Origin of the sequence: Pseudomonas sp. F01002, from assembly GCF_004402115.1 — a bacterium.
Taxonomy (GTDB): Bacteria; Pseudomonadota; Gammaproteobacteria; order Pseudomonadales; family Pseudomonadaceae; genus Aquipseudomonas; species Aquipseudomonas frigoris.
Window position 1 is genome coordinate 154,895 of the sequence record NZ_SOPU01000013.1, and the last position, 21,111, is coordinate 176,005.

Consider the following 21,111-nt stretch of genomic DNA (forward strand, 5'->3'; position numbering starts at 1 on the left):
ATGGCGGCCTAACAGTCACCGCAAGGTCAAAGCGACCGCGCAATAATCTCCTTCATGATTTCATTGGTCCCCGCATAAATCCGCTGCACCCGCGCATCCGCCCACGCCCGGGCGATCGGGTATTCCCACATGAAACCGTAACCGCCATGCAACTGCACGCACTCGTCGAGCACCTTGCATTGCAAGTCAGTGCCCCAGTACTTGGCCATCGCCGCGGTCGGCACGTCGAGTTTGCCTTGCAGGTGCAGTTCCAGACAGCGATCGACGAAGACTCGACCGATCTGAATCTCGGTCGCCATCTCCGCCAGTTTGAAGCGGGTGTTCTGGAAGTCGGCGATCGCCTTGCCGAATGCCTTGCGCTCGCGGGTGTAATCCAGCGTCCATTGCAACGCAGCTTCAGCCGAAGCAAGCCCGCCGATGGCAACGGTAAGACGCTCCTGCGGCAATTCCTGCATCAGGTACGCGAAGCCCATCCCGGCTTGCCCCAGCAGGTTTTCTTTTGGCACTCGCACGTCCTGGAAGAACAATTCCGAGGTGTCCTGAGCCTTCATGCCGACTTTTTCCAGACGCTTGCCCTTGGCGAAGCCCGGGGTGTTGGCTTCCACCAGAAACAGGCTGGTGCCTTTCGCGCCAGCCTTCGGATCGGTCTTGGCCACGACAATCACCAGGTCAGCGAGAAAGCCGTTGGTGATGAACGTCTTCGAACCGTTGATCACATACTCGTCGCCATCGAGCACCGCGGTGGTTTTCACCCCTTGCAGGTCGGAACCGGCACCCGGCTCGGTCATGGCAATCGCCGTGACCATCTCGCCAGACACCAGTTTCGGCAGGTATTTGTGTTTCAGCTCTTCACTGCCGTAATGCAGGATGTAAGGCGCGACGATGTCCGAATGCAGGGAAAAACCGATACCGGTCAGGCCGAGACGACCGATCTCTTCGATCACCACCGCGCTGTAGAGAAAGTCCGCCCCCAGGCCGCCGTACTCTTCCGGCAGATGCGAACACAGCATCCCCGCCTCCCCTGCCTTGTTCCAGAGTTTGCGGTCGATATAGCCTTGTTTTTCCCATTGCCCATGGAACGGCACGGCCTCTTTTTCGAGGAACGTTCGCACGCTGTCGCGAAAAAGTTCGTGCTCGGAGCTGAACAAGGTTCTGGGGATCATGCGGCACCTGTCGTTATTGTTAGCCGGAATTGACCTTCAGAGACTATGCCCCGCATCCGATACAGGACACTGGACACATCAGACAAAAAATAAGACGATCCAGCCGTCTGGTGACCACTTTCCCCTATAAGAATAAAGTTGAATTATGTCTAACCAAGTCTCCACGCCCTTGCGGCGCGTCAGCATCCTGGCTATCGACCGGGTTTTCGCTTCCACCCTCATGCAAGCCAAGGATTTCTTCCACCTGGCCAGCCTGCGTTACGGCAAACAACTGGGTCAAGGCCTGACTCCGGCGTTCGAAACCCGCCTGGTCAGCCCCGACGGCAAACCGGTGAACAGCTTCAGTGACGTGATCATGCCGGTGGACGGCGGCCTGGAAAACGCCGACATCATTGTCCTTCCAGCCTTCTGGGACGATTTCGACACCCTCTGCCAACGTTATCCACAGGTCCTGCCCTGGCTGCGCCAGCAACATGCTCGCGGCGCAGTACTCTGCGGCGAAGCCACCGGGGTGTTCTGGCTGGCCGAGGCCGGGCTGCTCGACGGCAAGGAAGCGACCACTTACTGGCGCTTCTTTAATGCGTTTGCCGAACGCTTCCCACGGGTTCAACTCAATCAGGACAAGCACCTGACCGATGCCGACAACCTGTACTGTGCTGGCGGAACCACCTCGGCCTGCGACCTTTACATTTACCTGATCGAACGCTTCTGCGGCGCCAACGTGTCCCAGGCCGTGGCGCGGGACATTCTTTATGAAGTGCAGCGCAGCTACTCGCCAGGACGAATCGGTTTCGGCGGTCAGAAGCTTCACCAGGATGTGATCATCCTGCAGATCCAGCACTGGCTCGAAGAACACTTCGCCGATAAATTCCGCTTCGAAGACGTGGCTCGCGAACACGGCATGAGCATCCGCAATTTCATGCGGCGCTTCCAGACCGCCACCGGCGACAAGCCGCTGCATTACCTGCAACGACTGCGTATCGAGACGGCCAAAGGCTTGCTGTCCGGCAGCCGCAAGAGCATCAAGACCATCAGCTATGAAGTCGGTTACGACGATGCGAGCTTCTTCGCGCGGTTGTTTCGCCAGCACACGGAATTGTCGCCGAACCAGTATCGGCAGCAGTTCCAGCAGGCGGCATAGCCCAATACCGCAGGGATCCTTAGCCGGAGCCCTGCTGGTCTTTTCCCACGCTAAAAAACGAATAAAGAGTATCTGCGAGCCTTACTTGTCTCCTATACGCTGCGCGTTCAGAACCTCAACATCGTCCCTGAAAACACCATCAGGGAAGATCAACAGTGACTATCGGATCAAGCTACAACTACCCCTCCTATGCCACGAAGGATGCCGCTCGCCCAAAACGCTCGGCGGAAAACAAGTGGAAGGCCCGTTTCCCCAACCCGCCAGATTTGTGCTTCGACTATCGAGCATTGGTTGAACAGGAAAACGGCATCGCCAAGGCAACTGACCCACAACATAAAATTTGCATTATTGGCGCCGGCGTCACCGGACTGACGGCCGCCAGAGAGCTTTATCGTTGCGGGTTCACCCATATCACCCTCATAGAACAATCCAGACGCATAGGCGGCAGACACCTGACCGTCCCTGGAAGCCCGAACTCGGCGATGAGTCATACACCGTTTGAAATGGGGGCCATGCGCATGCCCTTCTTCAATCGGGCGGACGAGCCACCGACAGAGGGCCGGTCGCTGATGGCTTACTACGCCAAGGCATTCGACCTGGCGTTTTCAGATTTTGCCAATCCCGGAAGCCAGTGGGTCACTTCGACCGGTATCTATCTGCGAGAGGGCAGCATGGGCGGCGGACCGACTCCGCAGATGCTGATCTGGAAAAATGAAGATGGCCAGACACCACCTCCCGGTGAAGAACTGCAAAAGGTTTATGCAAAGTGGAAGGCCTTTGCCGATCGCATGACCCGGCACGTCGCAGAGGTTTACGCCAGTCAGGCATGGGAAGCCATGTGGGCTGCTATCGTCGAAAAATACGAGAGCGTTTCGTTTCGCGATCTGGTCAGCATGCCCGCCCTGCAAGCTTGGGATGAACGCTCACCGGGGGACTTTGGCGGAATGGGAATGTCCGCGCAGGAGTCCGCGATCTTCTATGCCATTGGCATCGGCGACGGTAGCTGGGGAGCCTTTTACGATGTCTGCTCCCTTTATCCTCTGCGCACTGCCATTTTTGGATTCAGCAGCCAACTGCAATTGATCCATGGTCGGGTCGACTCAATTGGCGATCCGCTGGATTCACCCTGCCTGCACAGCGAAGCCGTTTTTGACTCGACGGGGCTGAGTTGCGACAGGCCCCGCTACATCGGTCTTGCAGCGTTGGACGAATGCCTGCTGTTCATGAAAACCGACGAAACCGGAAAGTCCTTCTACGAACACTGCCAGGAAAGAAACAACGGTTTGCTCATGGACTCATCCGTTACAAAACTTAAAAAACTGACGAACCAGAAAACACGCGTCTACTACAACTCGAAACATAGTCAACCCGAGCAAATCCAGGAGCACTACGATGACTTTGATTCGGTCATCATGACCCTTCCCTCCTGGCTGATCGAAACTCGCATCAAGCTTGAAAACTTCACGCCACAGATGCTGCCGTTCGAGACGATCAATGCCTATAAAACCGCGCACTGGGAAACCAGTTGCAAAGTCTTCGCACCGTTAAAAAAATCCTTCCTTTCGAAAAACAGAAAAATCCCGCAAGCCATCGTCACTGACAGTTTTATCCACGACGTCTACACCTACCGCTACAACGATAGCTACAGTTATGACTGCATCCTTTTAAGTTACACATGGGAGGACGACGCTACCAAACTCGCCTCATTCACCGACAAGGAACTGGTGAACAAGTGCGCCAAAGAGCTGGACCGGATCCTCATGAACGCCGCCAATATCCAGGAGAAAATCACTCCCTACATTGCCCTGGATCAAGCCGTGGTCCAACGCTGGATCACCGATAAAAATGCGCTGGGTTGTGCAAAGTTATACCGACCCGGCACCTACTACGACGCCGTCAGCCTGATGAAGTACAACCGGGACTTCGCGCATGTTTCAGGTCTGTATTTTTCCGGGGAGTCGTTTTCAGTCGATGCTGGCTGGACCGAGCCGTGCTTTCGGGGCGCCGTCGATGCGGTCATTCATATCTGCAACAAAACCGGCGCGGCCTTCCATGGCGGTTTTTCCATGAGCGACTATCCGCACTATAACGTCAGAACCTGATCACCTTCTTTGCCCTGGAGCCATGCACGACGTGCATTGGCTCTACTTTGGCGACCCTCCTGCCGATCGCCTCGCGCAGTCATCTTGGGATACGGACTACACCCTAAACGGAAGTAGCTGACTTACGCGTTCTAGCCGATTCGACTCTCATAAGCACGCAATTAAACAGCGTGAATAACAATAAAAAGAGGTCATCGGAATGAGCGAGCCAACAAGTCCTGTTCGTGTAGCAGTCGTGCAATTCGATCCACAAGTCGGCAGGCAAAATCGCGAAGCAAATCTGCGTAACAGCCTGGAATTAGCGTTGGAAGCGGCAAATGACGGTGCGAATCTCATCGTCCTGCCCGAGCTTTCAAGCACAGGTTACTTCTTTAAAACCCGGCAGGATGCGTTCGATCATTCGGAGGCCGTTCCCAGCGGGCCGAGCTGGATGGACTTTGCCCGCCAGCACAAGGTTTATCTGGTCGCCGGTTTGACGGAGCGCGACGGCATGCAGCTGTTCAACACCGGCGTTCTTGTCGGGCCTGACGGCTTCATCGGCAAGTACCGAAAAGCACATTTATGGAATCTGGAAAAATTGTGGTTCACGCCGGGCGATCTAGGCTTCCCGGTTTTCGACACCCCAATCGGTCGTATAGGGATGTTGATCTGCTGGGATATCTGGTTCCCGGAAGTACCGCGCATTTTGAGCCAGCAAGGCGCCGACATTATTTGCAGCCTGAACAACTGGGTCTGGACCCCGCCACCCCTGTTCGATGACGCCGGCAAGTGCATGGCGTCGTACCTGACGATGACGGCGGCTCACGTCAATAATGTGTTTATTGCGGCGGCGAGCCGGATCGGCGAAGAGCGAGGTGCACGTTACCTGGGTTGTTCGCTGATCGCGGGCACCAATGGCTGGCCGATTGGCCAGGTGGCTTCAGCGGACAAGCAGGAGATCCTGTTTGCCGACATCGACCTGACCAGCTCGCGCAGCGCGCCCATCTGGAACAACTTGAACGATTTGCATCGCGATCGTCGAGCCGATCTCTACGATCAAATGCTCGGTTACACCCAGCACCCTTGTCTGCCGCGCTGATAAGGGGCATGACTGATGGACACCACAAACGAAAAACCGCAAAACCGGCTTGCCGCCAGGACGCCGCTGGATACGGCGATCATCTGGCTGATGCTCGGCACAGCATTGTTGATCATCTGGCTTTCATTCACCTACCGGTCATCCTGGTCAGCGCATTGGCCAGACTACAGTCACATGGTATCGAGCCTCCCGGAGCCGAGTGCCTGGCTGCGTTGGGTCCTGGGAGACATCAGCGAGGTGGCTTTCTACAAACATGAGTTCGCTTCGATCGGGCTGCTTGCAGGCGCCTATCTGGCCTACTGGGCGAATCGAACGGGAAAAGCCTGGCAAGGCTTTACCATTTGCTACGGCAGCGGATTATGGCCGTGGCTCGTCACCAGCTCATTGCTTGGGCTGTTGCTGAGCAATCTTCTGTGGGGCTGGACAGTGACGGCCACTAGTTGGCAACCCACGTTTGCCGCCTTTGTTTCGTTGCCGGCGGCGATGGTGCTGATGTTCGGTGGCGGCTGGAAGGTCACGATCAATGGCGCAATCATGGGCGCCGTGTTCGTCACCCCGATGTGCTTGCTGATCGTCAATTACGTCTGCAATCCCCTCGGATTACCAGCCGTGATTGGCAATGTCTCGGGCATGGCGGTCGCCAGTGTCGGCGCTTTTCTGCTCTGCCGTTACCTGCCGAGCCTGGTGAAGTCCGACCGACCCGAGAAGCCGTCCGCCCCTGCGCCCGCACCCGCCATCACCAAAACGCCCGACTATGGTGTCGTGTGGAGTCTACGTCGGGTGTTGGCTGACTTTTCGGAAGCGCCGTTCTTCGGCAATGAATGGGCCAGTCTCGGCTTGATCGCGGGGGCCTTGCTGGCTTACACCTTGAACCCGACGAGCCCAGTGTATGGCACGGGCTTGCTGCCCCAACTGATCGCCGCGCAGGCGTTGACCTCGGCGTTAGGGGTAGTGATCTGGCGTCGGCAATGGATATTGCGCGGCTGGTATCCCACCTATGTTCCATTGGTGTCAGTCGTTCCCGCGGCCGTTCTGACGTACGGTGGCAGCTGGCAGGTCATAGCCTCAAGCGCACTGCTGGGGGCACTGATTGCGCCACCGCTGGCGTGCGCGATTGCCAAGCGGTTGCCGGCCGACATGCACGGTTTCATCGGCAATGTACTGGCCATGGCCATTAGTACGTTGCTGATCATTCCGTTTATCGGACTGCTGGTAGCCAACTGACGAACGTCACGATTGGGCTGTATCACGGACTCAATTCCGGATACAGCCACTTCTCATCACAAGCTAATGAGGTATCACATGGACCTGCCCAAACTGGCCATTGCGGCGCTCGGCGGCACCGTGAGCATGCAAGCCAGCAACATCGGCGAAGGGGTGATCCCGACCGTCAGCGGCGAAACCCTGCTGGCCTCGGTGCCAGAGTTGGCGACCTTGGCACAGGTCACCGTAGAAACGCTCGGACTGTTGCCCAGTGCCTCACTGGATTTCGACTTTTTGCTGAGCGTCCTTTCCTGGGCTAATGTTCAAATCAGACAAGGTGCGGTGGGTGTTGTCATCACTCAAGGCACAGACACCCTCGAGGAAACCGCCACATTTTTTGACTATTTGTGGGACAACGACGAGCCGTTGGTCCTGACCGGCGCCATGCGTTCGGCAGCCCAGGCAGGGGCCGATGGTCCGGCGAATCTGCTGGATGCTTGCCGGGTTGCACTGGCTGAAAGCAGCCGTCAACGAGGCGTTCACGTGGTGATGAACGGACAGATTCATTCAGCGAACGCCGTCCGCAAAACCGATTCATTAGCATTGCAGGCGTTTTCCTCCCCCATCGTTGGTCCTGTCGGCATGCTGATGGAAAACACCGTCAACTATCTGCGCCTGCCAGTCCAGCGCAGGGTCCTGCCGCTGCCCCAGCTGACCACACAGAAGATTGCCCTGCTGGAAGCGTCACTTTGCGCCGATACCCTGTTAATCGAGAACATCCTCGAACTGGGTTACGACGGACTGGTGATTGCGGGTTTCGGTGCAGGACACGTTGGCGCGAGCTGGGCAGATGTAATTGAAACCATCGCCAGAAAAATCCCTGTCATCGTTGCCACCCGGACAGGTTCCGGCTCCACGGCTCAATCGACCTACGGATTTATTGGCAGCGAGATGGACCTGATCAGTAAAGGTGCATTGATGGCTGGATTTCTCTGTCCACGCAAAGCCCGAATCCTGCTGTGGCTGCTCGTCGGCTGCCAGCGACAAGATGAAGTGGCGCGCTTTCTCGTTCAAAACTGACACACAGCGCACAAAAAAGGCCTGCAATGCAGGCCTTTTTTGTTATCCGAAATTTCCTACGGCTTGTGCGCCCGGGACAGGAATTCGTGAGACTGCATTTCCAGCAGACGGCTGAGGGTGCGCTGGAACTCGAAGTTCAGGCGACCGCCGGTGTAGAGGTCTTTGAGCTCGACTTCAGCGGAAATGATCAGCTTCACGTTGCGGTCGTAGAACTCGTCGACCATGTTGATAAAGCGTCGGGCGATGTCGTCGGTGGTGACGCTCATCTGCTCGACACCGCTGAGCAACACAGCGTGGAAGATCTTGCCCAGTTCGATGTAATCGTTCTGGCTGCGCGGGCCGTCGCAGAGTTCGCGGAAGTCGAACCAGGCCACGTCATCGCACGTACGCAAGGCGCGAATTTCGCGGTTCTCGATCATCAGCACATCGTTCTCGATGGCTGCCGTGCATTCCGGCGTCAGGGCGCGGAAGCTCTTGCGCAGGCTTTCGTGGGACGCATCATCCAGCGGGAAGTGGAACAGCTCCGCTTGCTCAAGGTGACGCAGACGGTAATCGACGCCGCTGTCGACGTTGACGATCTCGGTGTTCTGCTTGATCAGCGCAATGGCCGGCAGGAAGCGCGCACGTTGCAGGCCATCCTTGTACAGACCGTCCGGCACGATGTTCGAAGTCGCGACCAGGGTCACGCCGTTCTTGAACAGCTCTTCCATCAGCGTGCCGAGGATCATCGCGTCGGTGATGTCGGACACGAAGAACTCATCGAAACAAATCACCCGGGCTTCGTCAGAGAAGCGCTTGGCGATGATGGTCAGCGGGTTTTTCTCGCCGCCGAGGGTCTTCATCTCTTCGTGCACTCGCTTCATGAAGCGGTGGAAGTGAGTGCGGACCTTTTCCTTGAACGGCAGCGCTTCGAAGAAGGTGTCGACCAGATAGGTCTTGCCACGGCCGACGCCGCCCCAGAAGTACAGACCCTTGACCGGTGCCGCGTCTTTCTTGCCAAACAGTTTGCCGAACAGACCCGGTTTGCTGTGCGAGGCCGCGACCAGATCGTCGTACAGGCGCTGCAAATGGCGCACCGCAGTTTCCTGCGCGGCGTCATGGAAGAATTCCGGGCGTTTCAGATCAGCTTGATATCGTTCTAGGGGCGTCATAATTCGTTAGCAAGGCAACAAAAACGGGCCGTCACTGTAGCGACGGCCCGTGGGAATGGCAATCGGCCCTTGGTCGGGCCGAGCCGCTGATTTATTCCTGAACTGGCGTCAGAGCAACCCGCAAAGTGTCGATGGCGACGTCGCGAGCGGCGTCGTCAGCGAAAGTCGGGCTGTCGGCCACGCACTCGCCTTCCAGCCAGACGCTGAAGCTGCGGTCTTCACTGCGCACATCCAACGGTTGACCCGATTGCAACTGCTTGGTCACTTGACCTGCGGTTTTGCCGTCGGCGAAGTTGCGCGACAACAGCAGCTGCTCGCCATCGGCCGCCAGCAGACGGAAACGGAAGCTGCTGTCTTCTTCGCGGAAACTGACAAAACGCGCGGCTTTCGCGGCTTTCTTCTTGGTGGTGGTCGCGACCTGGGTCTGAGCGACGAAAGAGCGCAGGCCAACCGCTTCACGCAGTTCGTGAAGGAACGGTGTCGCCACCGAGCGGGCCTTCTTGGCGCCGATCTGCAGGATGTCTTCCAGATCCGCCGGGCGTTCGATCAGCTGGTGATAACGCTCGCGGGACTCGCCCAATTCGTTGTCCAGCAGCTGGAACAGACGATTCTTCGCCTCCCCCCAACCCAGGCCCTGCAACAGTTCGCTGCGGAATTCGTCGGACTGCGCCGGGGTGGCGAAGGCCTGGAACAAGGTGAACAGGTGCGAGTTGTCCGGATCTTTCGCCTCGCCCGGCGCACGGGAGTCGGTGACGATCCGCGAAATCGCGTCCTTCATTTCCTTGGCGCTGCTGAACAACGGAATGGTGTTGTCGTAGCTCTTCGACATCTTGCGACCGTCGAGGCCGGGTAGCGTGGCGACGCTTTCTTCGATCAGCGCCTCGGGCATGGTGAAGAATTCTTTGCCCTGACCGAACAGGTGATTGAAGCGCTGACCGATGTCACGGGCCATTTCCACGTGCTGGATCTGGTCACGGCCGACCGGCACCTTATGGGCGTTGAACATCAGAATGTCCGCGGCCATCAGCACCGGGTAGCTGTACAAGCCCATGGTGATGCCGGCGTCCGGGTCTTCGCCGGTTTCGATGTTCTTGTCCACCGAAGCCTTGTAGGCGTGGGCGCGATTGAGCAGGCCCTTGGCGGCAACGCAGGTCAGCAGCCAGGTCAACTCGGGGATTTCCGGGATGTCGGACTGGCGATAGAAGGTTACGCGGTCCACATCCAGGCCACCGGCCAACCAGGTCGCGGCGATTTCCAGACGCGAGCGCTGGATGCGCAGCGGGTCATCGCATTTGATCAGGGCGTGGTAGTCGGCCAGGAAGTAGAACGAATCGGCATTGCTGTCACGGCTGGCAAGGATCGCCGGGCGGATGGCGCCGGCGTAGTTGCCCAGGTGCGGCGTGCCGGTGGTGGTGATGCCGGTGAGGATACGGGTACGAGTCGTCATGGGTAATCGCTTGTCAGACTGCAATCAATTCGAAAGACGCGGCAGGATCAGATCCTTGAGATCGGTCAGCTTGCCATGAAAAAAGTGTCCGCATTCTGCCACTTTCAGCAGCTCATGGGGGCGTTCGAGCTTGTCGGACCATTCGTAAACGAGCTGCGGATCAATGACTTCGTCGGTTTCTGGCTGAATCAGGGTCAGCTCGCCGTGTTGCGGCAGTTGATCCTGATCGCCCAGACGCATCACCGCAGGCGCGACCATGAACAGGTGCTTGAGCTGCTCACCCTTGGCTTCCAGACGTCCGCCGAGACTTGCTGCAACAAAACCGCCGAAGGAGAATCCGAACAGCGTCAGCGGCAACTCGGGGTGCTTGGCTCGTAGCCATTCGGCAACGGCTTGGGCGTCATCGACTTCGCCCGTGCCCATATCGTGGGTGCCTTCACTGGCACCGACGCCACGGTAGTTGAAGCGCGAAGTAATCAAACCTGCGTCACGCGCGGTGCGCTGCAAGGTCGAGACGACTTTGTTGAGCATGGTGCCGCCCTGCACCGGGTTCGGATGGCAGATCAGCGCCAGGCCGCGGGGCTGTTCGTTATCCAGGTAGAGGGACTCCAGTTGACCAACCGGGCCATCAATCACTACAGGGGTTTCGCGCATAAGCAAGGAAGGAACTCCGTGACCTCGAATCGGGTCGACTCGTCTAGCAAATTGTCTGTGCCAATCTATTGCGAGTGAATCGCGGTATACAGCGCAGGTTCGAGCCGTTAACGTAAAGCAAAGCCGTTTATAGAGGAAGGACTCGTGGAACACTCGCTCTTAGTTTGGTTGTTGCCGACTCTTGCCCTGGTTGTGGGTGTCGCCATTGGTTTCCTGATCGCTCGCCTGGTGCCGAATGCCGCGCCTAGCAGCACACAACGTCAGCTGGATGACGTTCAGGAACGTTTCGACAGTTATCAGAACGAGGTGGTCACCCACTTCAACAGCACTGCAACGCTGGTCAAGAAACTGACTGCGAGCTATCAGGAAGTGCAGGATCATCTCGCCGAGGGTGCCAACCGCCTGGCCCTGGACGAGCAAACCCGCCAACGCCTGCTGGCCTCCCTGCACGCCGACGCGGCCCAGGCCCCGCGCGAACGCCTGACGCCACCGCGCAATCAGGAGCCGCCACGCGATTACGCCCCCAAAGCCCCGAACGCGCCGGGCATGCTCGATGAGCATTACGGCCTGAAGAAGTAATCAGGTTTCGCGCGACACAAAAAGCCTCCGGATGAGTGATTGTCCGGGGGCTTTTTTAATTGCTGATGGTTTTTTGTTGCCTGATCAGGCCCCATCGTCGGAACGCCGCCCGGAGCAAGCTCGCCCCCACATTTGGAATGCGTTCCCCTGTGGGAGAGAGCCTGCTCGCGAAGGGGCCAGAACTGGCGACACAAAAAAACCGCCCGATCTGTTGAGGAACGGGCGGTTTTTTTATGCCTGGGGTTCAATCAGGCGATCAAGGGTACTGCTGAACCGTACCCTGCTGCTGACCACCATACTGCTGACCCGGAATCGCCTTCAAATTGACCTCGACCCGACGGTTCTGCGACCGACCATTGACGTCACCGTTGCTGGCAATCGGGTTATCCGGCCCGGCACCGCGAGCCGACAGGTTGGCACCGCTCACGCCCTGAGACGTCAGGTAAGTCGCCACGCTCTGGGCCCGACGCTGGGACAGGTCCATGTTGTGCTGGCGGCTGCCGGTGCTGTCGGTGTAGCCGACGATTTCGATCTGGTTCTGGCTGAACTCCTTGAGCGAGCCCGCCAGATTGTTCAGCGGCTGATAGAAACCCGACGCGATGTTCGCCGAATCGGTGGCGAAGGTGATGTTACCCGGCATGATCAGTTTGATCTGATCACCCTGGCGCTGCACTTCCACCCCGGTGTTGGCCATGCTGGCCCGCAGCTTTTTCTCTTGCTGGTCGGCGTAATAACCGTAACCGGCAGCGGAGGCACCCACCACGGCGGCGCCAATCAGCGCGCCCTTGCCACGGTTATCGTGACCGATGGCGGCACCGGCCAGAGCACCGGCCAGAGCGCCGAGGCCACCGTATTTAGCGGTTTTGCTCATGCCCGTGGAACCACCGTCGGCCTGGCCCTGGTTGTCGTAAGGGTTAGGCGAGGCGCAGCCAGACAGCAAGGCCACAGCCGTAGCGACAATAATCAAACGCTGCTTGGTGAACATGAAGAGCTCCTACTTTTTGCATTCTGTGGTGCAACGGACTAAGGCATTAAATCTTTGCGGGCGTTGGATCATTGCGGATGAAAATAATTCCGCGGCGTGCCTACGCAACTGCACCAATCACGCCCGCACAAAAGGGTTCTCGCGCATTTCATCGCCCAGACGGGTGTCCGGACCATGCCCGGTCACCACCGTCGCCTCTTCATCGAGGGTGTACAGCCGCTGCTTGATCGACCGCACGATGGTTGCCTGATCGCCCCCCCACAAATCCGTGCGCCCTACCCCGCGACGAAACAACGTGTCACCGGCAATCAGCAGCTTAGCCTCTGAAAACCAAAAGCTCATGGAACCCGGCGTATGACCCGGCGTGTGCAACGCCACGCCGCAGCCGCAGGCCAGTTCTTCATCATCGGCCAACCAGCGATCCGGCGGCGGCACCGGCGTGTAAGGGACGCCGAACATCTGGCATTGCATCTCCAGATTGTCCCAGAGGAATTGATCTTCTTTATGCAGGTGGAGGGTCGCGCCGGTTTTCTCCTTGAGCTGACCGGAGGCCAGGAAGTGGTCGAGGTGCGCGTGGGTGTGGATGATGCTGACCACCTTGAGCCCCAAGGCATCAAGCCGCGCCAGGATCAGTTCGTGATTGCCGCCCGGGTCGACCACGATGGCTTTTTTAGTAATCGGGTCGCCGATGATCGTGCAGTTGCACTGCAATGGGCCGACGGGGAAGGTTTCGCGGATGAGGGCTGTATTCGGGGTTTGCATGGGTTTAATCCTGGTGCCAAGGCTGGGTACTGCGGTTGTGATGCGCAAAATTGATAGGTTATCCTCGCGCCGCGCCTATTTTGAAACAAGACGGCAGGAAGCCAATGCCTGGTTCAAACGATTCTTGAAGCGGTATTTGTAACGCTCAGCCTAAAAAGGATAATCCCATGCAAGAAGACTATCTCCTTCGTCAGGACATTAAAGGTATTGAAGCCCGGGCACAGGTCTGAACCATGCCTGAGATCCCGGAAGACTTCAGCTGTAAAACAACCTGCGCGTTTGTGGCAGGACGCTCGCACCTCAAGACTCAAACGCCTTGCCAGGACTATGTCGCGGCCAGAGAGTCCAACGAAGTGACGTGCATTTCATTGGCCGATGGGGCTGACTCCAGAGCCAGATCCGACATCGGCGCCCAAGTAGCGGTCACGGCCACCCTGGCCTTTGTCTGCAAAAACTTTGAAAGCCTCTGGCAAAACATGGACAAACACAACGTGAAGGCAGCCCAGCGACTGGTCAATCGCTGCCTGGACGCGTTCAGACGCAAATCTGCAAAGCTCGGCGGCGATATCAACGACCTGGCCTGCACCTTGTCGTTCGTCGCTTACTCACGAGGCCGCTACCTGGCGGGCCACTTGGGCGATGGCGTTATCGCAAGCGTTGATGCGGACGGACAACTCCTGGCCCTTTCTCATCCAGAAAATGGCGAGATCGCCAATACCACCCTGCTTCTGACTGACCATAAAGCGGCGTCGCGGCTCAGGTTGTACCGTGGGCAAATAGAAGCCACCACTGGCTTCGCGATCATGAGCGACGGCACCGCAGAAAGCCTCTATGACAAATCCAGCGGCGTCCCCGCCCCGGCGATCCAAGAGCTGCTGGAGTGGAATGCAACGTTGCCCAGAAAAAAAATGAGGGAAGTGTTGCGTGACAACCTGCAACAGTCCATCGCCAGTAAAACCGGAGATGACTGCTCCATCGGCTTACTGTCGATCCTGAAGCACTCCATCGACGTGGGGCAGACATCCGGAGTGACTGTCTCAGAGGAGAAATGACCGAAAACCTCTGATCGCAAGGCCCAACTTGCTTCGGAGGTCTTCAAACGGCGATTACTGCAATACACCCAACTCTTTCGCCCTGGCGACCGCCTGCGTGCGCCGTTCAACCCCAAGCTTGCTGTTGATATGGCTGGCATGGGTTTTCACCGTGTGCAGCGAGATAAACAACTGATCGCTAATCTCCTGATTCGAACAGCCTTGGGCGATCAGTCGCAGGACAGCCATTTCCCGCGTACTGAGCTGTTCCGCCGCGGCGGATGACTCCGCTGCGGGACGGGCTGCCACTGTCGGAAGTTGTTCTGAAAGGCTCTGTGAAACGGGCGTCAGCGCACCGAGTTGAAGTTGTCCACGCAGCCAGTCCGAATGTTCAGCCAACAACCTGTCAAACGGTTGCAGAACTCCCCCGGCCGCCGCTTCCAGCGCCTGACTCAGGGCCTTGCGGGCCTCGGGTTCGCGTCCGCACCCCAGCAATAACGTCACTTTCTGAGTCAGTGCCATCACGCTGAGCAGCTGCCTGCCGGTTTGCTGCCCATGCTCAAGCAACGCATTCAATCGTCCTTCGGCCAGCATCGGCTGTCCCTGAATGACCTCCAGCAAGGCCTGCTGCAACTCGATATGCAGCGGCAGTTGCGGATGGAACTCCGGAGGGGCTGCCGCGTGTTCACCGTTATAGGTCTGACCCAAGCGAGCGAGCCAGGCTTCGGCCAGATCGGTACGCCCCTGAGCCAGCCAGAGTTCGCATTTGACCAGGGTGATCATCGCCAGGTAGTAGATCGGTGGCACGTCCCAGATGTGCATCAGGCGCTCGGCTTCGGCGAGTTCAGCGAAGGCTTTGGCGAATTCGCCACTGCTGCCCTCAAGCCTGGCGATCACGCAATGACCGATCAATACGCTGATATCACGACAGGCGCGTGCCTCATTCAAACCGGCTTGCAAGCGTGCCCGTGCGGCTTGGGGCTGCAAGCGCAGGGCTAGCAAAAAACCTTCGTACAAAGTCAGTCGGGCGCGTACGGCATACAGCCGTTGCGGAGATAACCGTTGCAGGCGTTGCAGCCCCTGACGCACTTCATCCAGCGAACGAAGAATTTCCCCTCGCGCTTGCAGCACGCGAGCGCGGTCGTAATGGGCCAGCGCTTCGAACAGCGGGTTGCCGACCCGTTGCGCCAACTCCAGAGATTCACGGTTCAACCCGCGGGCACGCCACAAGTCGCCGTCGGCAATGGCCAGGTTGGACAGGGTCGAGAGGCACATCAGGCGTTGCCCGTAGCGTTTGGCGGGCAGGCTCTCCTGCGCTTCGGTGCAATAGAGCAGCGTCAGCTCGCGATTGCCGCGCCCGCGGGCGATGATCCCGCTCAGGGCCAGCCATTGCGCCAGCATGGATTTCTGCGCAGTGGCCGACGGGGCCGGCAGGAAGCGGCTCAAATGACTGGCCAGCTCCTCGGCGGCGTCCAGCTGACAAGCCAGCCCCAACGCCCAGCTGTACAGCACGATCAACCGTGGCGTGCTGATCAGCAGGCTGTCGGGCAAGTCCATTTTCCAGCGCAGCAACATGCCGACGTTCTGTTCGGCCAGCAGTTGTTCTTCGGAGAGGTTCTGAACCAGGTTCGCTGCGACGTCCAGGTGCCCGGCACGCAACGCCTGCTCAACCGCCTCATCGAGCAGCCCCTGGGCATTGAACCAGCGACAGGCGCGCAAGTGCAGGCTGGCCGCCGGCACCATCGCTTGCGCGGTAGGCCGGGTGCGCAACAGGTCGGAAAACAAATGGTGGTAGCGATACCAGTGACCGTTCTCATCCAGTGGCACCAGGAACACCTGATGGGCCAGCAGAAAACGCAGGATCTCGGCACTGTCATGGGCTTCGCGAACGGCGTCGCACAGTTCGCTGCAAAAGCGTTCCTGAGGTGCTGTGTCGTAAAGAAATGACTGCACCTCGGCGGGCAGACAATCGATAACTTCTTCGAGCAGGTAATCGCGGATCAGCCCTTCCCCGCCATGCAGCGTCTGCGGCAAAGCACCCTGGGAGCCCGCTTCAGACGCCGCCAGCAGCCAGAAACGCAGTCCGGCGACCCAACCTTCGCTGCGCTGGATGAGGCTCTCCAGCGCTTCGCCGCGCAAGGAGCTGCTGTGCCGATCAAGCAGGGTCAAGGCTTCATCGTGAGTCAGGCGCAAGTCCTGTTCATTCAACTCGAGCAGTTGCCGCGACAGCCGCAGGCGCGCCAGATGCCAGTCCGGCCGCTGCCGACTGGTGACCATGACCAGCAAGCCGTCAGGCAGGTGATTGAGGAAAAATTGCAGGCAGCGATCGAGAACCGGGCCCTGCGCCAGATGGTAGTCATCAAGCACCAACAGCAGGGGCGTACTCGCAGACAGGTGCACGGCCAACTCATCGAGCAAACCGTCCAGCCATTCTTCAAAGGCAAACGGCTGGTGGCGCTGCCGCATTTTCAGCAGCCCCAGGGACTGGCTGCCCAGTCGCGGAAAAAAGTCCTGGAGGCCTTCGAGCAACCGCTCAAGAAAACGTCCGGGATCGCTGTCTCGCGGACTCAACCCCAGCCACAGACTTTGCCAGTGAGCCGGCAAGCCCTGACAGAACTCCACCGCCAACGAACTCTTGCCAAACCCCGCCGGTGCGCTGACCAGCAACAACCTGCCACCGAGGCCCGCACTCAGGCGTTCGCACAGACGAGGCCGCAGCACATGGCCGTCGGGCAACGGAGGCCGAAAAAAACGCCCGTCCAGTACCGCGACGGCAACGCTTGCAGGGCCCGGGTGTGGGGACAGATCAGTCATGGCCGGCTCTTGTTTGAATGGCGGTTGGCGGCGTTGCAGATGTCCGCAGCCTAGCGGTAAACGAAGAGGGAATGAAGGTTATTGCTACAAATGGCTACAAAAAGAATACAAGCAGAAGTTGCGGGGCTTGAGATGAAGTTTTCCTGACAGACCGTATCGCCCCCTTCGCGAGCAAGCCCGCTCCCACACTGGATCTCCATTGCCCACAAATCTTATCCTCACTGAAGATCAAATGTGGGAGCGGGCTTGCTCGCGAAGAGGCCATCACAGACACCGAAGACTCATGGGTCAAATCCCGGGCAAAAAAAACACCCCGAACCAGTCGGGGCGTTTCTCGAGGATGCGGCCTCTTTTCAGGACAGCTTAGCGAACACCATCCTGGCGCAGAGCGGCCGGAGTGAAGTCGCTGGTGGTGGCGGTGAAGCCGAAGTCATACGCCGATTTCTCTTCGTTCTTCATGCCCAGTGCCAGGTAGCGGCCCGATTGCAGGTCGTACAAGGTTTCCAGGGTGTACCACGGCACTTGAACGTTGTAGTAGTTCTGGGAGTGAGCTTCCGCCACACGCCACAGTTGATTACGACCGTCGTAGTGGTCGATCACGGCCGCTTGCCAGGTGTCTTCGTCGATGTAGAAGTCACGCTTGGCGTAGATGTGACGCTGACCTTCCTTCAAGGTAGCCACCACATGCCAGACCCGGCGCAGCTCGTAACGAGCCAGGTCCTGGTTGATGTGACCGGCCTTGATGATGTCGTCGTACTTGAGTTGCGGCGAGTCGAGTTTGTAGGCGTCGGAGGCGATGTACATCTCTTTCTTGCCTTCGAGTTTCCAGTCGTAACGATCCGGTGCACCGTTGTACATGTCCAGGTTGTCGGAGGTACGCAGGCCATCGGCTGCGGTACCCGGCCCGTCATAGGACACTTGTGGCGCACGACGCACACGACGCTGACCGGCGTTGTAGACCCACGCCGAACGTGGCTCTTTCACCTGGTCGAGGGTTTCGTGCACCAGCAGCACACCACCGGCCAGACGTGCCGGCGCGGTCACTTTCTGCTTGAAGTAGAACAGGATGTTGCCCGGGTTCGCCGGATCGTAATCCTTCATCTTGTCGCGGAACACGAACTGGTCCTGGAAGTACACCAGGCTGTACGAGCCGTTCGGCTGCGGCGTGGCCTGGGTCACCAGACGGGTCACGCTGCCACCGCGATAGCGGGTGATGTGGTTCCAGATGACTTCGACGCCGGTCTTCGGAATCGGGAATGGAACTGCGGTTTCGAAGTTCTCCAGACCGTTGCCGCCGGACACCAGGTTAGTGGCGGTGGCGTTTTTCTTGATGGAGGCAAACACGGCATCCGGCACGGTCGCGCCGCGATGGGACGGGTAGACCGGCATTTTGAAGGTTTCCGGGTAGCGCTTGAACATCGCGTACTGACCCGGTGCGAGTTTGTCCTTGTACTGGTCGACGTTCTGCGCGGTGATGGTGAACAGTGGTTTTTCACTGGCGAACGGGTCGGACAGGAAACCTTTGCTGTCGGCGGTGCCGGCGTTTTTCGCCATCGGCTTCCAAGCCGGGATCGATCCGTCGGCGTTGCCCGCCATCTCGGCGCCCATCGGGGTCAGGCTCTTGCCCAGTTTGTCCGCTTCGGCCGCAGGGACCGCTGCCATGACGCCGGTCGCCAGCAGCGAAAGCCCCAGAACACCGACGTGGAACAGACTCTTTGTTATTTTCATAGGTGTGTTCGTCCTGATAATGCAGTGCTTAGAAGTTCACGCCGAAGCTGAGCGCAACGAAATCGCGGTCATCGACGGTGGTGTACTTGCCATCAAAGAAGTTGGTGTAAGCCAGGCTCGCGGTGTAGGTGTTCTGGTACTCGGCATCGACGCCCAGGCTCACCGCTTTGCGACCTTCCTCGAAGTTGCCGCCAGGGCCAGGCGAGTAGCCTTCCACGTCATGAGACCAGGCCACGTTCGGCTTGAGGTTCACACCGGCGAATACGTCGTTGTATTCCCAGATGGCACGACCACGGTAGCCCCAGGAGTTTGCGGTGGTGAACCCGTCGTTTTCGCAATAGCGACTGACGTTGTTTTGCGGTCCGCCTGCCAGGGTAGAGGTGTTCAATGCCACGCACTGACCACTTGGCAATGGACCAGGGCCGTAGCTCGGGTCACGGCCGTAACGCGCTTTGTTAGTGCTTTCCAGACCACCTACGTGAGTAAAGCCGACCTCGCCCACCAGGGTCAGTCGCTCAGCGCCCATCACCTGGTCGAAGAAGTGAGTAAGGGTCGTCTGGAGCTGGGTCACTTCCTTGCGGCGATAGCCTTTTTGATCCGCCCCTGGCGTACCTTGGAGTACGGAAACGTTAGGGTTCAGAGGTGTCAGACCGGAAAAGAGAATGTCGGTGGTGTTGAGCTGAACCGGAGCATTCGGCCGGTAGCTGACTTCACCACTCCACGCAGTACCTGTCGGTAACGTGGTAGAGAAGCTCAAGCCATACAGGCGAATATCTTCAGGGTACTCGACGTAGTAGCTGGAGTTACCGGCCACATTCAATGGCAACAAGGTCGGTGCCAGGTTACGCGCGACAGCGAGAGGAACACCCCTGGCCACCAGCGAGCCCACCAAGCCCGCCGCGCTGTAAGCGCTCGCTGGAGCACCTTTGCCGCTGAAAATCGGCGCACGGCTGTGGTAGTTCATGAAGTAGGCGCCGAACTCGGTGTCCAGCGGATCGAACATGTATTTGAAGGACACGCCAAATTGACCGCTGTCACGGGCATCGCGATCCGGACCGCGACGAACGATGACGCCTTCATCCGGGTCACCCCAGTTCACGCCCCTGGCAGCGAGGGTGTTGATGGTGGCATTACGCAGCGAAGCCGGCAGCCCTGCAGACGTCAGTGCGCTGTTGAGTCCGTTACGGGTGCGCAGTACGGCCAGGTTGTTGTCGCAGCCATCCGAAATCACGTCCGGCTGCGAGAAGAAAGTGCCGCAGTTGTCGGTAACGGTCTGGTCCCATTCGAGCTGGTAGAAGGCTTCGGTCGAGAGGTTCTCGGTGAGGCTCTGGGACACGTAGAACATGTTGACCGGGATCAGGCCTTCCTTGATCTCGGCACCTGGACGACGGAACGCGGACACGTCGATCGGGTTGATCGAGTTGATACCGCCGCCGATGAAGGTACTTTCACCCCAACTCACTACTTGCTTGCCCAGACGCACGGAACCCGGTTGATCGGCAACGGAGTAGTTGTGGTAGACGAAGGCGTCGAGGATCTGGCCGCCGGAGGACTTGGCGCCTTCCTTGCGGTTGCTGTCGCTGATGTCCTTGAACGGACGGCTTTCGTCCTTGAGTTCGAAGTCGTACCAGTATTTGCCACGGACGAAAACGCCGGTATCGCCGTATTTCAATTCAAGGTCATGGATGCCCTTGAAGATCTTGGAGAACGTTTCGCCGCTCTTGAAGTTCAGGTGACCGTCGTCGGAAGTCTGGGACAGTCCGCGGCCGCCGTTGTTGACGCCGATGAGGTTCTTGTTGGCATTTTCAGTAGACCAACTGGCACCGATCGACAGGGACGAGTCGAACTGACCTTCGATTTCACCAACGTTGAAACTGACGCCGAATGCTGGCCCGGCGAGCGTAGAGGCAAGACTGACAGCCAGAGGCAGTTTCGCCCGGCGCCAGAACTGGTTTACTGATGTCATCGACGCTACTCCATGTGCATTATTGTTATGGCAGTGAGCACTTCTAAAAACGCTGTGGATGACTGGGAGCCAAGGTGTCCCTAAGTCATTCCAAAGTTGCATCGCCCCGGTTTGTGCGTTTGCTCCGTTCTTAAAAATCCTTGAGCGGACTATAGCCAGCAGGTAGTACTGCTTGATCCCTCTAAAGTGTGATTTGCAGCTGCCAGCCACTCTGGAACAGTCCTTTG

Annotated in this window: 16 protein-coding genes; 7 read left to right on the forward strand and 9 right to left on the reverse strand. The window is 58.3% G+C overall.

What is annotated here, in order from left to right:
• Positions 1-26: 26 nt before the first annotated feature.
• A complete protein-coding gene (locus tag E3W21_RS07830) occupies positions 27-1,163 on the reverse strand; it encodes an acyl-CoA dehydrogenase family protein (RefSeq protein WP_134418970.1) in 1,137 nt (378 codons plus the stop codon).
• 244 nt (positions 1,164-1,407) lie between these two features.
• Here E3W21_RS07830 and E3W21_RS07835 point away from each other — a divergent pair, with 244 nt between their 5' ends.
• The 5 genes from E3W21_RS07835 to E3W21_RS07855 all read left to right on the forward strand — a co-directional run bounded on the left by E3W21_RS07835 (position 1,408) and on the right by E3W21_RS07855 (position 7,767).
• Positions 1,408-2,304 (forward strand): GlxA family transcriptional regulator, encoded by an 897-nt coding sequence (locus E3W21_RS07835; RefSeq protein WP_173860460.1) that lies wholly within the window; start codon positions 1,408-1,410, stop codon positions 2,302-2,304.
• A gap of 155 nt (positions 2,305-2,459) precedes the next feature.
• Positions 2,460-4,406: an FAD-dependent oxidoreductase gene (locus E3W21_RS07840; protein ID WP_134418971.1), complete on the forward strand. Its 1,947-nt coding sequence runs from the start codon at positions 2,460-2,462 to the stop codon at positions 4,404-4,406.
• A 199-nt stretch (positions 4,407-4,605) separates the two neighbouring features.
• A complete protein-coding gene (locus tag E3W21_RS07845) occupies positions 4,606-5,484 on the forward strand; it encodes a nitrilase family protein (protein WP_134418972.1) in 879 nt (292 codons plus the stop codon).
• A 15-nt stretch (positions 5,485-5,499) separates the two neighbouring features.
• Entirely contained in the window at positions 5,500-6,708 is a 1,209-nt protein-coding gene (locus tag E3W21_RS07850; protein WP_134418973.1) for a hypothetical protein, read from the forward strand.
• A 78-nt stretch (positions 6,709-6,786) separates the two neighbouring features.
• Entirely contained in the window at positions 6,787-7,767 is a 981-nt protein-coding gene (locus E3W21_RS07855) for an asparaginase (protein ID WP_134418974.1), read from the forward strand.
• Positions 7,768-7,823: 56 nt separating this feature from the next.
• On the opposite strand, the gene zapE is transcribed toward E3W21_RS07855, so the two are convergent.
• The 3 genes from zapE to E3W21_RS07870 form a co-directional block, all read right to left on the reverse strand.
• Entirely contained in the window at positions 7,824-8,918 is a 1,095-nt protein-coding gene (gene zapE, locus E3W21_RS07860; protein WP_008155962.1) for a cell division protein ZapE, read from the reverse strand.
• A gap of 91 nt (positions 8,919-9,009) precedes the next feature.
• Positions 9,010-10,365, reverse strand: coding sequence for a tryptophan--tRNA ligase (locus tag E3W21_RS07865; protein WP_129441347.1), 1,356 nt, complete (start codon positions 10,363-10,365; stop codon positions 9,010-9,012).
• Positions 10,366-10,389: 24 nt separating this feature from the next.
• Positions 10,390-11,019, reverse strand: a complete 630-nt coding sequence (locus E3W21_RS07870; RefSeq protein WP_134418975.1) for an alpha/beta hydrolase — start codon at positions 11,017-11,019, stop codon at positions 10,390-10,392.
• 144 nt (positions 11,020-11,163) lie between these two features.
• On the opposite strand from E3W21_RS07870, the gene E3W21_RS07875 reads away from it, so the two are divergent.
• Complete coding sequence (locus E3W21_RS07875) at positions 11,164-11,598, forward strand: YhcB family protein (protein WP_129441343.1); 435 nt, start codon at positions 11,164-11,166, stop codon at positions 11,596-11,598.
• Between the two features lie 256 nt (positions 11,599-11,854).
• Here the strand turns inward: E3W21_RS07875 and E3W21_RS07880 are convergent, their stop codons facing one another.
• A complete protein-coding gene (locus E3W21_RS07880) occupies positions 11,855-12,583 on the reverse strand; it encodes an OmpA family protein (RefSeq protein WP_134418976.1) in 729 nt (242 codons plus the stop codon).
• Positions 12,584-12,700: 117 nt separating this feature from the next.
• Positions 12,701-13,345, reverse strand: coding sequence for an MBL fold metallo-hydrolase (locus E3W21_RS07885; RefSeq protein WP_046048274.1), 645 nt, complete (start codon positions 13,343-13,345; stop codon positions 12,701-12,703).
• 233 nt (positions 13,346-13,578) lie between these two features.
• On the opposite strand from E3W21_RS07885, the gene E3W21_RS07890 reads away from it, so the two are divergent.
• The gene (locus tag E3W21_RS07890; RefSeq protein WP_129441339.1) at positions 13,579-14,397 is read left to right on the forward strand and encodes a PP2C family serine/threonine-protein phosphatase; all 819 of its coding nucleotides are present in this window, start codon (positions 13,579-13,581) and stop codon (positions 14,395-14,397) included.
• Positions 14,398-14,451: 54 nt separating this feature from the next.
• Here E3W21_RS07890 and E3W21_RS07895 read toward each other — a convergent pair whose 3' ends face one another.
• From E3W21_RS07895 to E3W21_RS07905, 3 genes are all read right to left on the reverse strand, one after another.
• A complete protein-coding gene (locus E3W21_RS07895) occupies positions 14,452-17,190 on the reverse strand; it encodes a LuxR C-terminal-related transcriptional regulator (RefSeq protein WP_134418977.1) in 2,739 nt (912 codons plus the stop codon).
• A gap of 363 nt (positions 17,191-17,553) precedes the next feature.
• Positions 17,554-18,918, reverse strand: coding sequence for a DUF1329 domain-containing protein (locus tag E3W21_RS07900; protein WP_129441335.1), 1,365 nt, complete (start codon positions 18,916-18,918; stop codon positions 17,554-17,556).
• A 28-nt stretch (positions 18,919-18,946) separates the two neighbouring features.
• The gene (locus E3W21_RS07905) at positions 18,947-20,884 is read right to left on the reverse strand and encodes a DUF1302 domain-containing protein (protein WP_134418978.1); all 1,938 of its coding nucleotides are present in this window, start codon (positions 20,882-20,884) and stop codon (positions 18,947-18,949) included.
• Positions 20,885-21,111: the final 227 nt, after the last annotated feature.

Coding starts and splice junctions, on each gene's coding strand:
- E3W21_RS07865 (WP_129441347.1), bottom strand. CDS start 10,365: ATGACGACTCGTACCCGTATCCTCACCGGCATCACCACCACCGGCACG.
- E3W21_RS07855 (WP_134418974.1), top strand. CDS start 6,787: ATGGACCTGCCCAAACTGGCCATTGCGGCGCTCGGCGGCACCGTGAGC.
- E3W21_RS07900 (WP_129441335.1), bottom strand. CDS start 18,918: ATGAAAATAACAAAGAGTCTGTTCCACGTCGGTGTTCTGGGGCTTTCG.
- E3W21_RS07890 (WP_129441339.1), top strand. CDS start 13,579: ATGCCTGAGATCCCGGAAGACTTCAGCTGTAAAACAACCTGCGCGTTT.
- E3W21_RS07905 (WP_134418978.1), bottom strand. CDS start 20,884: ATGACATCAGTAAACCAGTTCTGGCGCCGGGCGAAACTGCCTCTGGCT.
- zapE (WP_008155962.1), bottom strand. CDS start 8,918: ATGACGCCCCTAGAACGATATCAAGCTGATCTGAAACGCCCGGAATTC.
- E3W21_RS07885 (WP_046048274.1), bottom strand. CDS start 13,345: ATGCAAACCCCGAATACAGCCCTCATCCGCGAAACCTTCCCCGTCGGC.
- E3W21_RS07895 (WP_134418977.1), bottom strand. CDS start 17,190: ATGACTGATCTGTCCCCACACCCGGGCCCTGCAAGCGTTGCCGTCGCG.
- E3W21_RS07870 (WP_134418975.1), bottom strand. CDS start 11,019: ATGCGCGAAACCCCTGTAGTGATTGATGGCCCGGTTGGTCAACTGGAG.
- E3W21_RS07850 (WP_134418973.1), top strand. CDS start 5,500: ATGGACACCACAAACGAAAAACCGCAAAACCGGCTTGCCGCCAGGACG.
- E3W21_RS07845 (WP_134418972.1), top strand. CDS start 4,606: ATGAGCGAGCCAACAAGTCCTGTTCGTGTAGCAGTCGTGCAATTCGAT.
- E3W21_RS07880 (WP_134418976.1), bottom strand. CDS start 12,583: ATGTTCACCAAGCAGCGTTTGATTATTGTCGCTACGGCTGTGGCCTTG.
- E3W21_RS07830 (WP_134418970.1), bottom strand. CDS start 1,163: ATGATCCCCAGAACCTTGTTCAGCTCCGAGCACGAACTTTTTCGCGAC.